Annotated in this window: 11 protein-coding genes; 9 read left to right on the top strand and 2 right to left on the bottom strand. The window is 63.3% G+C overall.

From position 1 onward, the window contains the following. The first annotated feature begins 17 nt into the window (after positions 1-17). The 3 genes from AC1DQQ_RS22055 (at position 18) to AC1DQQ_RS22045 (ending at position 2,364) form a co-directional block, all read left to right on the top strand. Entirely contained in the window at positions 18-1,019 is a 1,002-nt protein-coding gene (locus tag AC1DQQ_RS22055; RefSeq protein WP_478046794.1) for an NAD(P)H-quinone oxidoreductase, read from the top strand. Positions 1,020-1,038: 19 nt separating this feature from the next. Continuing rightward, the gene (locus AC1DQQ_RS22050) at positions 1,039-1,656 is read left to right on the top strand and encodes a hypothetical protein (protein ID WP_478029880.1); all 618 of its coding nucleotides are present in this window, start codon (positions 1,039-1,041) and stop codon (positions 1,654-1,656) included. Positions 1,657-1,746: 90 nt separating this feature from the next. Beyond that, positions 1,747-2,364 carry a glutathione S-transferase family protein gene (locus AC1DQQ_RS22045; RefSeq protein ID WP_478029881.1) on the top strand — a complete coding sequence of 206 codons (618 nt, stop codon included), beginning with the start codon at positions 1,747-1,749 and terminating at the stop codon, positions 2,362-2,364. A 6-nt stretch (positions 2,365-2,370) separates the two neighbouring features. On the opposite strand, the gene AC1DQQ_RS22040 is transcribed toward AC1DQQ_RS22045, so the two are convergent. Together AC1DQQ_RS22040 and AC1DQQ_RS22035 are read right to left on the bottom strand one after the other, a co-directional pair. Beyond that, positions 2,371-3,537 (bottom strand): sensor histidine kinase, encoded by a 1,167-nt coding sequence (locus AC1DQQ_RS22040; protein ID WP_478029882.1) that lies wholly within the window; start codon positions 3,535-3,537, stop codon positions 2,371-2,373. Then, the gene (locus AC1DQQ_RS22035) at positions 3,522-4,217 is read right to left on the bottom strand and encodes a response regulator (RefSeq protein ID WP_478046793.1); all 696 of its coding nucleotides are present in this window, start codon (positions 4,215-4,217) and stop codon (positions 3,522-3,524) included. The genes AC1DQQ_RS22040 and AC1DQQ_RS22035 overlap by 16 nt, the downstream gene beginning before the upstream one ends. A 149-nt stretch (positions 4,218-4,366) precedes the next feature. Here AC1DQQ_RS22035 and AC1DQQ_RS22030 point away from each other — a divergent pair, with 149 nt between their 5' ends. From AC1DQQ_RS22030 to AC1DQQ_RS22005, 6 genes are all read left to right on the top strand, one after another. Beyond that, complete coding sequence (locus AC1DQQ_RS22030; RefSeq protein WP_478029884.1) at positions 4,367-5,050, top strand: outer membrane protein; 684 nt, start codon at positions 4,367-4,369, stop codon at positions 5,048-5,050. A gap of 149 nt (positions 5,051-5,199) precedes the next feature. Further along, complete coding sequence (locus AC1DQQ_RS22025) at positions 5,200-5,388, top strand: hypothetical protein (RefSeq protein ID WP_478029885.1); 189 nt, start codon at positions 5,200-5,202, stop codon at positions 5,386-5,388. 91 nt (positions 5,389-5,479) lie between these two features. Beyond that, positions 5,480-6,361, top strand: a complete 882-nt coding sequence (locus AC1DQQ_RS22020; protein ID WP_478029886.1) for a UDP-2,3-diacylglucosamine diphosphatase — start codon at positions 5,480-5,482, stop codon at positions 6,359-6,361. 5 nt (positions 6,362-6,366) lie between these two features. Next, entirely contained in the window at positions 6,367-7,401 is a 1,035-nt protein-coding gene (locus AC1DQQ_RS22015) for a glycosyltransferase family 4 protein (protein WP_478046792.1), read from the top strand. A gap of 92 nt (positions 7,402-7,493) precedes the next feature. Next, entirely contained in the window at positions 7,494-8,180 is a 687-nt protein-coding gene (locus AC1DQQ_RS22010; protein ID WP_478029888.1) for a DUF1013 domain-containing protein, read from the top strand. Positions 8,181-8,442: 262 nt separating this feature from the next. Further along, a partial coding sequence (locus AC1DQQ_RS22005) for a beta strand repeat-containing protein (RefSeq protein WP_478046791.1) occupies positions 8,443-12,797 on the top strand: 4,355 nt, incomplete at its 3' end.

Genomic DNA, 12,797 nt, shown 5'->3' with positions numbered 1-12,797 from the left:
CCGACGAAGGGGTGCGAATGGACGCGATACCGACCGTGATGCGCGCGATCGATCCGGAACAACCTGGCGGACCCGAGGTGCTGCGGATCGTCGAGCGTCCGGTACCGACGCCCGGCGAGGGTGAGGTATTGATCCGCGTCGCCGCCGCCGGAATCAACCGACCCGAAGTGCTGCAACGGATGGGTGCCTATCCGCCGCCGCCGGGCGCGCCGTCGATCCCGGGTCTGGAAGTCGCCGGCACGATCGTCGCGATCGGCGCCGGCGTGGAGCGCGACCTGGTCGGCCAGCCGGTCTGTGCGCTGATCGCCGGCGGCGGCTATGCCCAATATGCCGTCGCGCCTTATGGCCAATGCCTCCCGGTGCCGGAGGCGCTGACCATGATCGAAGCCGCGGCGATGCCCGAAACGCTGTTCACCGTGTGGACCAATTTGTTCGAGCGCGGTTACGCGGCCGAGGGTGACACCGTCCTGGTCCATGGTGGGACCAGCGGCATCGGCACGATGGCGATCCGATTGTGCAATCTGTTCGGCGTGGAAGTGATCGTCACCGCCGGATCGGACGAGAAATGCGCGGCGGCCAAGGCGGTCGGCGCCGACCATGCGATCAATTACAAGACCGAGGATTTCGTCGAGCGGGTGAAGGCGATCACCGGCGGCAAGGGGGTCGCGGTGGTGCTCGATATGGTCGGCGGCGACTATGTCCCGCGCAACATGCAATGCCTTGGCGATGACGGCCGCCACGTCTCGATCGCGGTGCAGGGCGGCGGACAGGCGACGGTCCCGATCTTCGAGATCATGCGCCGCCGGCTGACGCTGACCGGATCGACGCTGCGCCCGCGTTCGGTGGCATTCAAGACCGCGGTCGCCGACGAGCTCGCCCGCACGGTGTGGCCGCATGTCGAGGCGGGCGAGTTGAAGCCGGTGATCGACACCGTGTTCGCGTTCGATCGGGCGCCCGACGCGCACCGGTTGATGGAATCGGGCAATCATGTGGGCAAGATCGTCCTTGAAATCGGATAGGACGAAAAAGGGGGAATAGATGGGCGATTGGGATGACCCCAGCGTGCCGCAGGAGCCGCGGTCGATCTGGCATGACGCGTTGCTGGTAGGGGCGCTCCTGATCTTCATCGGCGCGCAATTCGTATCCGACCGGCCGATCGGATTCGTCAATCGTCCGGTCGTCGCCGATGTCGCGCCGTTGCCGCCCAAGGCCGATCGCGATCGCTACGCTACCTATATCTCGAACGCGACGTACATGATTCCCAAGCTGAAGCGCCCCAATGCGCTCAACGCCGCGCGGGCGATCGCCCGCTTCCTGACGGCTGCTCCCGATTCTTCGCGACCGCCGGTGCGCGTCGGCTATTCGGCGCGTGAGGTCGATGCGTTCGGCATGCCGTTCTTCGCCTATAAGGAGGCAGGCTACGTGCTCTATTTCGACGATTGGGACAGCGACGGTTCCTTTCTGCTCGCCGCACCGATCGGTTCCGAGGGACTCGACCTGTTGCGCAAGGAAACCGCGTCCGATGTCGGCAGCGGCTGGATTTTCCCGTTCTGGGCGCATTTCTGGGGCTGGGTGCCGCTGCTGCTCGGCGGCGTCTGGGGCTGGCTGCACTACCGTCGGCGCGAACGCCGTCGCGCGGCGCTGGGAATCATATAAGCCCGGCTGATCACCACGCGGACGTTTTTGGTTGGACTTGGGCGTCGGCTCGCGCTTTTTCTCGCAGCTGCTAGCCAGAGGGGGAGCGCGATGGCCAATCTGATCCTGCACGAATATTCGGCGTCCGGAAATTGCTACAAGATCCGGCTGACCGCGGCGCATCTCGGGCTCAAGCTCGACCGGCGCGAATATGACATCATGAAAGGTGAGACGCGGTCCGACGCGTTCCTGTCGGGAGTCAACGCCAATGGCCGCATTCCGGTGCTCCAGGTCGGCGATGACTTCCTGCCCGAAAGCAGCGCGGCATGCTTCTACCTTGCCGACGGATCGGCGCTGATCCCGGCCGATCGCTTCGACCGCGCCGACATGCTGCGCTGGATGTTCTGGGAGCAATATAATCACGAGCCCAACATCGCTACGATCCGATTCTGGATGACCCTGATCGGGGAAGACAATCTGACTGACCTCCAGCGCGCCCAATTGCCGGTCAAGCGCGCGGCGGGGGATGCCGCGCTAACCCTGATGGACGAGCATCTGGCGCAGACGCCTTTCCTTGCCGGCGGCCGCTTCAGCCTCGCCGACATCGCGCTCTATGCTTATACCCATGTCTGCGAAGAGGGTGGGTTCGAGCTGCACCGTTATCCGGCAGTCCAGACCTGGATTGAACGAGTTGCCGCATTGCCGGGGCATATCGCCATCACCGACTGATCTGGCTTAGTCGGAAGACGCCGGCGATCCGGTAGGTAGCCATACCGAGAAACACGCGCCCGAACGGTCGGCGCGATTGTCGGGGACGATCCAGCCACCATGCGCCTCGGCAAGTTTCGCGGCGAGCGTGAGGCCGATGCCGCTTCCTGGCCGTCCGGCACGGCGGTCCGCTCCCGCTCGCCAGAACGGCGTGAATAAAAGCGGCCCGTCCTCTGGCTGAAACCCGCGTCCTTCGTCGATCACGCTGGCGACGGCGAATCCGCCCGACATTGTCAGGCGGACGTCCACCCGGCTTCGATCGGGCGCATGTTTGATCGCGTTGGTGAGGATGTTGGTGAACACCTGGGTCAGGCGGACCGGATCGCCCCAGATCCGCACGGCCTCGTAGGATTCGACCAACGACACGCCGCGTTCCGCCGCCGAGGGCCGCAGATCCACGACCGCCGCGCGCAACACCGCTTCGAGATCGATCTGCCGCCGATCGAGGGCAAGCTCGCCGGCATCGGCATGGGCGAGCGTCCGCAGGTCCTCCACGATGTGCGAAAGGTGTTCGACCTGGCGCAGCAACCGGTCCGCTTCGCCCGTTGCCGGATCGATGACGCCGTCGCTCAGACCGTGCAGGCGTCCCTTCAGAATAGTGAGCGGCGTGCGCAATTCATGCGCGATACCGGCGGTAAGCACGGTCCGCTCGCGTTCGTACGCCTCGATATCGGCCGCCATCTTGTTGAAGCTGTCGACCAGTTCGCCGGTTTCGCCCGAGGTCGTACCCTTGATCACGCGGATCGACCGGTTGCCCGCCGAAACCTGGGCGGCGGCTTGCGCAACCGCGGTGATCGGCCGGCTGATGCGGCGCGCGAAGATCATCGCCACCGCACCGCCGACGATCACCGATACCGTGCCGATGGCCAGGATGAACCTCAGGTCGGTAAGGTCGAGAACGTCGCCGCCATACCGTTCGTAGAGCTGGAAATAGCGGTCGCTGTTGCGCTGATGCTTCGCGGCCAGCACACTCAATTCGGCGCGTGCCGCGGGCGGCATGTGTCTGGTAGCCAGGTCGAACTGGTAATAAAGCGAGGTGCGGTAGGCAGCCAGGCCGACGACCATCGTGATCACGGTCATCGCTGCTGCCAGTAGTAGCATCCGCGTGACGATACGGTTCAGGATTCGGGCCATAGTCGATATCCCAATCCGCGCACCGGCTCGATCATCTGCGCGCAGCCGGCCGCTGCCAGTTTCTGACGTAATTTCGACAAATGGCTGTCGACGACGCGATCATAGGCATCGCTGTCGGGCGAGGCGGCGTCGAGGAGTTCGCTGCGCGAGAAGGCGCGCCGCGGCTGCTTCGCCATGTGCGCCAGGATTTCGAACTCGGTCGGCGTCAGCGCGATCCGCGCGAGCGTCGCATCCTTGTCGTTGCGACAGCTCACCACGCGCGCATCGAGTTCGATCACCAGCTTGCCGACCGACAGCGTCTGTCGCCCGAGTGCCCCTTGCACCCGGCGCAGGACCGCACGGACGCGCTCGACGACTTCGGAAGGGTTGAACGGCTTGGTGACATAATCGTCAGCGCCCATTCGCAGCGAAGAGAGCTTCGTCACCTCGTCGTCGAGCGCGGTCACCATGATGATCGGCGTGTCCATGCGGCGACGGATGGCGACCAGCGCTTCGAGTCCGTCGCCACCGGGCAGGCCGATGTCGAGCAGCACGAGATCGGGATGCAATTGGGCATGCGCGCGGATCGCTTCCTGGACATTGCTCGCGCGCGCCACCTCGAAGCCGCCGCGTTCGAGATAGGCGGCCAGCAACTCGGCGATCTCCCGTTCATCCTCAGCGAGGAGAATATGGTTGGTCATGCTTCCCTCTTTCGTCGCGAGACATGGAGGATCGATGGAGATCGACCTCCATCGATCCTCCATCGATCCCACGACAAGGCTTCATCCAGCACCGCCATCAGCCCTTCCGACGCCGGTCGCTGTGGCCGGCATTTGCTGAAAGGCTTCGCATGATTCGTACCATCCTTGGCTATACCCTGCTCGGCGCCGCGGCGCTGACCGCCGCCACGTCCGCCCATGCGCAGGAAGACGACAATAAGGGCTTTTACGGCGTTGCGCGCGTGGGTGCCTCGATCAGCCCGCAAAGCAAGCTCGATCCCGACAGCGCTCCCGCCGGGTCGACCTTCGACGAGAAGACCAAATACAAGACCGGTGTCACCGGCGAACTCGGCGGCGGCTATGATTTCGGCATGTTCCGGATCGAGCAGACGGCGGGTTATACCAGCAACAGCCTCAACGTGCAGGATGCCCAACGGGGCGGATTTGCCGCGTCGGGCCGCACCCGCACCTTTACGGTCGGCGTCTCGGGCTATGTCGACATCCCCATGGGTCGGATGATCACGCCTTATCTGGGTGCCGGGATCGGCGCGGCGCGCGTCGACGCCAATTTATCGCATGTGGATAACGCGACCGGCACCGGCAGCAGCTATTCGGGCAAGGATTGGGGCCTGCAATGGCATGCCGACGCCGGCATCGGCGTGCGCGTCGCCCGCAAGACGACAGTCGAACTAGGCGGGCGTTACACGCAGACCAGCGGTCTCAAATTCGCCGGTCAGAGCGACGGCGCCGCCACCAGCTACCAACCGAAGCTGCGGTCGCTGTCGGCCATGCTGGGGATTCGCCAGAACTTCTGATTTCGCCTGCGGCCGTCCCTCAGACTCCCAATCCGCAAGCCGGAAGGGGCGGCCCGGCCGGCTTGCGCGACCCGACCTCCCCGGCGCGCCAGCCGGTGATCGAGACCAGCGGGGCAACAGGGCCAGCCAGAAACAAGGACCATCTCCCCATGACGAGCCTGGTGAAACGCGCTTTTGTCCGCGCCGCGGCGCTACTGCCGATCTCGGCCCTGCTGATCGGCCTGGAGGTCTGGCTTGCGGCGATCATCGACGACCATGTGTCAGCGACCATCCTGGTGATGATCCTGTCGACCCTCGTCATTTCGCTCGCCATGCCAATATTGTCGAAAGCTCGCTGATCCGCTGGCATTTTTTCAAGTCATTGCGATTCTGTTTGTAACAAAACTTCGTCATAGGCCCGGCAACGTCATCCGTCGGGGCTTGTGACGCATGAATGAAATGACGAAATTGTTACAGGGCGGCAGTATCGCCGACCTGTCGGACTTCGCGAATTCGAAGCCCGCTATTCCGGAACGGGCGACGCATAGCCGTCGTCAGTACCGGACCATCTGGATCAGCGACGTCCATTTGGGGACGAAGGGCTGTAATGCCGAGATGCTGATCGACTTTCTCGATCATGTCGACAGCGAGAAAATGTATCTGGTCGGCGACATTATCGACGGCTGGCGGCTCAAGAAGAAATTCTACTGGCCCGCCGCGCATAACGACGTGGTGTGGCGGTTGCTCAAGCGCGCCAAGCGCGGCGCCGAGGTGATCTACATCCCCGGCAACCATGACGAGGTCGTGCGCCAGTTCTGCGGGCTCGATTTCGGCGGGGTCGCGATTCGACGGAACGCGATCCATGAAACCGCCGACGGGCGTCGGTTGTTGGTGCTGCATGGCGACGAATTCGACGCGATCACGCTCTCCCACCGCTGGCTCGCGCATGTCGGCGACGCGGCGTACGAGGCGATGATGGCGCTCAACCGGCTGGTCAATCGCTGGCGGCGCTTCTGGAACCTGCCCTATTGGTCGCTGTCGAAACATGCCAAGGCTAAGGTCAAGAACGCAGTCGAGTTCATCTCGCAATATGAAGACGTCGTCGCACAGGCCGCGGCGCATCGCGGAGTAGACGGTGTCGTATGCGGTCACATCCACACTGCGGAATATCGTGAAATCCACGGCGTTCAGTATTATAACGACGGCGATTGGGTCGAAGGCTGCACCGCATTGGTCGAGCATTTCGATGGTCGGATGGAGGTGTTGCACTGGGCCGACGAGATCGAAGGAAGACAGGGGACAACCCCCTGCTTGACGCTAGCGGCGGCCTGACGAACGTGCGGATCGCGATCGTCACCGATGCCTGGAGCCCGCAGGTCAACGGTGTCGTGCGCACCTTGCAGTCGGTGCGCGACGAACTGGTGCGCCAGGGCCATGACGTGCTGATCGTATCGCCAGATCTATTCTATTCGATGCCGTGCCCGACCTATCCGGAAATCCGGCTGGCCTTCGCGTCGACCGGCTCGGTCGGCCGCATGCTGGAGGAGTTCAGCCCGCAGGCGATCCATCTCGCGACCGAGGGGCCGGTCTGCCTCGCCGCGCGGCGCTGGTGCCTGGCACGCGACTTCCCCTTCACCACCGCCTATCACACGCAATTTCCCGATTATGTCGCGGCGCGTACCGGCGTGAATCCCGAATGGGTGTGGCGCTATATCCGCTGGTTCCATTCGCCCGCGCAGTCGATCCTCGCCTCGACGGCGTCGATCGCCGATACGCTCAAGGCGCATGGTCTGACCCAGATCCGCCATTGGGGGCGCGGCGTCGACCTGTCGACCTTCGGCGATCCGGTGCCCGATCCCGCGATCCGCGCGCTGGCGCAGGACGGCAAGGGGCCGATCCAGCTCTATGTCGGTCGCGTCGCGATCGAGAAGAATATCGAAGCGTTCCTGACCGCGACGCATCCGGGGTCGAAAGTGATTGTCGGCGACGGTCCGGCGCTCGCCTCGCTCAAGGCCAAATATTCCGACGCGCATTTCCTCGGACCTAAATTCGGCGCCGATCTCGCCGCCGCTTATGCCGCCGCCGACGTCTTTGTCTTCCCCAGCAAGACCGACACGTTTGGGCTGGTGATGATCGAAGCGCTTGCCTGCGGCACCCCGGTGGCCGCTTATCCGGTGACGGGCCCGGTCGACGTTCTGACCCCCGAGACCGGCGCGATGCACGACGATCTCGACCAGGCGATCGCCGAGGCGCTGACTCGCGACCGCGCGGCGTGCCGTGCCTATGGCCAGGGTTTCACCTGGGCCAAGAGCGCGTATCAGTTCCTCCATGCGCTGGTCCCGGTCGGCGGGGACGAGGCGCTGGCGGCGTAACGCTTGCCCCGCGCGGCCAATCGGATTAAGTCCGTTGCAACGACAGGCCGCTCCGCGAGGGGCGGCCCTATTTATTTCTGACGGAGAATTTCGTGGCTCAGCCGCTCATGCCCCATGCGACCGCTTCCTGGCTGGTCGACAATACCTCGCTCAGCTTCGAGCAGATCGCCGAATTCTGCGGCCTGCACATCCTGGAAATCCAGGCGATCGCCGACGACACCGCCGCGACCAAGCTGACCGGCCGCGATCCGGTGCGCGCGCATGAGCTGACCCAGGACGAGATCGACAAGGGCCAGAAGGACCCTAACTACGTCCTCAAGATGTCGAAGGGCCCGGACCAGATCCGGCGCACCAAGGGCCCGCGCTACACGCCGGTGTCGAAGCGCCAGGACAAGCCCGACGGCATCGCCTGGATCATCCGCAACCATCCGGAAATCTCGGACGGCCAGATCTCCAATTTGATCGGCACCACGCGCACGACGATCGCGGCGATCCGCGACCGCACGCATTGGAACATCGCCAACATCACCCCTAAGGATCCGGTGACGCTCGGTCTCACCACCCAGCGCGAGCTCGACGCCGCGGTGACCAAGGCGGCCAAGGCGCACGGCATCGAAGCGCCGGTCGACACGAGGCTCGAGGGTGATCGTGAAGCACTGATCGAACAGCTCCGCGCCGAGCGCGACCAGGCCGTGCGCGATGCCGAAGCTGCTGCGACCGAGGGTGAGGGCGAGGCGGCTCCGGTGGTGCATACGGCGGAGACGCTGTTCAAGCATTGATGCGGCCAGATCGGCCTCAATATTGGAGATGCAAGAGAGAGCATCGGCTTTCTAGCCAATGGTCTCTCATCTTCAGTCGGTCCCGAAAATCTCGCAATCGCGTAGTATATGACCCGTTCGCCTTGGTCGATGCTGGCTGCGTTGGTCCAGATCGGACCTTCGTGGCCCAAAATGTTACCAAACCCATGCCAAGTCATCTTGGCAATCGTTTGTAAAATGCTACGCTCTCCCTAATTCGGTAAATAAAAATGGGGAGTGACGCGTGCCGACCAATCAAGCCGCAGAGCCGCTGGACATCAGTGCTCCGACCACGATCACAGGCCCTTACGACTATGCCCAGATCGGCCAGAAAATGTCGGCGGCCGGGGACGTCAATGGCGATGGGATCGACGATTTTCTGTTCACCGCTGCTTTAGGCGATGCGACGAATGCATCCCGTGGCGGCACCTATGTCATTTACGGGAAAATCGGCGGCATCGGTCCCATCGATCTCAACCACCTGACGGCGAGCCAGGGCTATCTCATTCTCGCTCCGGCGGATCTGCAGGGTGGGCCGGACATGACCGCAACGGCCGCCGGCGATCTCAACCACGATGGATATGATGATATCCTGATCGGCGCGCAATATACCCGCGGTTACGACGTCCTGAATGGGCGAGCCTACATCGTCTACGGCGCCGCCACATCGGTCAATCTCGATCTCGGCAATCTGGCGCCGACCCAAGGCTCCACCCTATCCAACAGCATGGCCATGTACCGGGGGCAGTTGGGATCGTCGGTCTCTGGGTTGGGTGACGTCAATGGCGATGGATATGACGACATCCTGGTTGGCGCGGCGACGCAAACTGTCGGTGGCGTGCAGACCGGTGCCGCATATCTCATTTATGGTACGGCGAACGGGATCGGAAGTCTCAACGTAACTTCGATGTCGGCGAGCCAGGGGGCAGTCTTCAGCGGCACGCAGAACGGCGGTTATGCCGGCTGGTCGTCCGCCGCCTTGGGCGACATCAACGGCGACGGCTATAATGATTTCGCCATCGGCGCGTTGGCCGAGAATAACGGTGCCGGCAACGTTTACGTGTACTTTGGACATGCTGGCACCTTCGCGTCCCAGACGTTGGGAAGCGCGCCAACCAGCCAGGGATTCGTGATTACCGGCACCGGCAGCGATTATACCGGCAATTCGATTGCGGGCCTCGGCGATATCAATGGCGACGGCTATGCCGACATGGCGGTGACCACGAACAATGGCGATTATGTCCTGTTTGGAAAGGCGTCGGGATTCGGTCCGGTCAATCTCGCCGCGCTGACACCCGATCAGGGCGTTAAGATCACCTTTGTCTACACTGGCGGCAACGAGAAGTTTATTGCCGGCGCGGGCGACCTGAACGGCGACGGGTTCGACGACATCCTGGTTAGCGGAATCCAGCAGAATGGCAGCGGTATCGTCTACATCGTTCCAGGGTCGGCGACCTTTGGACCGGTAAACCTCGCCACCTATGGCGGGGTATCGGTACAAAGCGGCGAGACCGGTACCAATGGCAGCGATGATTTGTTCTATCGCGCCATCGCCGGTCTCGGCGACATCAATGGCGACGGCTTGGCGGATTTTGGTTCAGGCGCGCGCGCGGCGGCGGGCGGCGGCTATTACGACGGCAAGGTCTACACTTATTACGGTCTCGAAGCGACCTCGCCTGTCACGCGAACCGGCACGATCGCCAGCCAGTCGCTCGTCGGCGGCACCGGCGACGACACGCTCTATGGCGTGGGTGGGAACGACAAATTGTACGGCCATGCTGGCACGGATCAGCTTGATGGCGGGGACGGCAACGATCGTCTCGACGGCGGGTCGGGCGCCGACCATATGGTGGGCGGCAAAGGGGACGACACATACGTCGTCGACGATCCCGGCGATCAGGTGATCGAGAACCCCAACGAAGGAAACGACACCGTCGAGTCCTCGATCACCTATGCTCTCCCCGACAATGTCGAGAACCTGACGCTCACCGGAACGGCAGCGATCGACGGTACCGGCAATGCGCTCGACAACGTCATCAACGGCAACGCGGCGGACAACACCCTGAACGGCGGCGCGGGCAACGATACGATCGATGGCGGCGCGGGCAACGACACGATCATCGGTGGCGCCGGACGCGACATCATCCACGGCGGTGCGGGGTTCGACATCATCCAGATCGGCGACGGCGATGCTGTCGCGGGCGAGACCTATGATGCGGGCGTCGATGGCGGACGGCTGTTGATCACCGCCTCGTCTCAGGTCGATCTGTCCACCTCGACCGTTACCGGCTTCAGCGAGCTGTCGGGCGGCAGCGTCAAAATGACGGGCGCGCAGTTCGTGCAGTTGGGCGCATTGACCGGGACGACGGTGACGCTCACCGATGGCGGGACGATCACCGGGCACGTCCTCGCCACCCCGCTGTACAACAACATCATCAATCTGGCGCCGGTCGATACCATGTTCAACGCGGTCTACTCGCTCGGCCTGCCGGGTGATGGCGGGCTCACGATCAACGGCAATATCGGTAACGATACGATCTACGGCACCGATCTCAACGACACCGTGACCGGCGGCGACGGCAACGACACGCTGTATGGCGGGGGCGGGTTCGACACGCTGGTCGGCGGCAAGGGCAATGACGTGCTCGACGGCGGCGCGAACGTCGACGACATGACCGGCGGGCTCGGCGACGACACCTATTATGTCGATAACGCCAACGATGCCGTCCACGAAAATGCCGGCGAAGGCTATGATACCGAAATCGGCTCGGTCGGGTTCGTTCTGGCCGACAATGTCGAGCGCGGAATCCTGTCGGGGTCGAGCGGCGTGACGCTCTTCGGCAATGCCGGCGACAATGTGCTGATCGGCAACGATGGCGTGAACACGCTGTACGGGCTGGGCGGCAACGATCGTCTCGACGGTGGGGCCGCGGCAGACACGCTGATCGGCGGTCTGGGCGACGATACCTATGTCTGGGACGGCACGGATACGATCGTGGAGAAGCCCGGCGAGGGCAACGATACGGTCGAAAGTGCGATCACGACGTCGCTGAGCTCGTTCGCCAATATCGAAAACCTGACCTTGACCGGGACGGCCGCGATCAATGGTACGGGTGATGCCAACGCCAACGTGATCCGTGGCAATGCTGCCGCTAATACGCTGGATGGCGGTGGCGGTGCCGACACGCTGTACGGTGGGGCGGGTGACGATACGTATATCGTCAACAACACGGGCGTTCAGGTGATCGAGAATGCCAATGAAGGCACCGATACGGTTCGCTCATCGGTGAGCTTCACGCTCGGCGCGAATGTCGAGAATCTGGTGCTGACGGGCACGGCCAATATCAACGGCTACGGCAATGCCGGCCAGAACACGATTACCGGCAATGCCGGCAGCAACGTGCTGGATGGCGGCGGTGGTGGCGACACGCTGAAGGGCGGTGCGGGCAACGACGTCTATTACGTCCGCAATGCCGGCGACGTGATCGTCGAGGGAACGGGCGAAGGAACCAGCGACACCGCGTTGGCATCGGTCAGCTACACGCTGGGCGCCGATGCGCAGGTCGAGCGGCTTGCCGCGGCCGATGCCAATCTGACGACGGCGATCAACCTGACGGGCAATGCGTATTCGCACCTGATCCAGGGCAATGCCGGCATGAACGTGCTGACCGGCGGCACCGGCAATGACAACCTGTACGGCTATGGCGGTGACGACCGGCTCTATGGCGGAGCAGGGACCGACACGCTGTATGGCGGCACCGGCAACGACACCTATGTGATCGACAGCCTTGGCGATACGATCGTCGAGAATGCCGGGGAAGGCACCGATACGGTCGAGGCATCGATCAGCTTCGACCTGTCGACAGTGGCCAATGTCGAGAATCTGACGCTGACGGGCACGGCGGCGATCAATGGCACCGGCAATGCGGGCGACAATGTCATCCGCGGGAATGTGGCGGCGAACATCCTCAACGGCGGCGGCGGCGGGGCCGACACGCTCTACGGCGGTGCCGGCGACGACACCTACATTATCGACAATGCCGGCGTGCAGATCGTCGAGAATGCCGGCGAGGGCACCGACACGGTACGGTCGTCGCTGAGCTATACGCTCGGCGCCAATGTCGAGACCCTGGTGCTCACCGGCACCGGCAATATCAACGGTTATGGCAATGCCGGCCAGAACGTGATCACCGGCAATGCCGGCAGCAACCAGCTCGATGGCGGCGGCGGCGGCGACACGCTGCAGGGTGGCGCGGGCAACGACGTCTATTATGTCCGCAACGCCGGCGATGTGATCGTCGAGAATGCCAATGAAGGCACCGCCGATACCGTGCTGGCGACGGTCAGCTACACGCTGACGGCGGCAGCCCAGGTCGAGCGGCTGTCGGCATCGGACGCCAATGCGACCGTCGCGCTTAATCTCACCGGCAATGCGTTCTCGCATCTGATCCAGGGCAATAATGGCGTGAACACGCTGACCGGCGGCAGCGGCAATGACAATCTCTATGGCTATGCCGGCGACGACCGGCTCGATGGCGGGCAGGGGACCGATACGCTGTACGGCGGCGTGGGCAACGACACTTATGTCGTCGACAGCCT

The organism is Sphingomonas sp. P4_G3, assembly GCF_056401105.1.
The sequence above is the reverse complement of the archived record's forward strand: the minus strand, read 5'-3'. Positions and strand labels throughout refer to the sequence as shown.

Coding starts and splice junctions, on each gene's coding strand:
- AC1DQQ_RS22055 (WP_478046794.1), top strand. CDS start 18: ATGGACGCGATACCGACCGTGATGCGCGCGATCGATCCGGAACAACCT.
- AC1DQQ_RS22020 (WP_478029886.1), top strand. CDS start 5,480: ATGAATGAAATGACGAAATTGTTACAGGGCGGCAGTATCGCCGACCTG.
- AC1DQQ_RS22040 (WP_478029882.1), bottom strand. CDS start 3,537: ATGGCCCGAATCCTGAACCGTATCGTCACGCGGATGCTACTACTGGCA.
- AC1DQQ_RS22050 (WP_478029880.1), top strand. CDS start 1,039: ATGGGCGATTGGGATGACCCCAGCGTGCCGCAGGAGCCGCGGTCGATC.
- AC1DQQ_RS22030 (WP_478029884.1), top strand. CDS start 4,367: ATGATTCGTACCATCCTTGGCTATACCCTGCTCGGCGCCGCGGCGCTG.
- AC1DQQ_RS22035 (WP_478046793.1), bottom strand. CDS start 4,217: ATGACCAACCATATTCTCCTCGCTGAGGATGAACGGGAGATCGCCGAG.
- AC1DQQ_RS22025 (WP_478029885.1), top strand. CDS start 5,200: ATGACGAGCCTGGTGAAACGCGCTTTTGTCCGCGCCGCGGCGCTACTG.
- AC1DQQ_RS22045 (WP_478029881.1), top strand. CDS start 1,747: ATGGCCAATCTGATCCTGCACGAATATTCGGCGTCCGGAAATTGCTAC.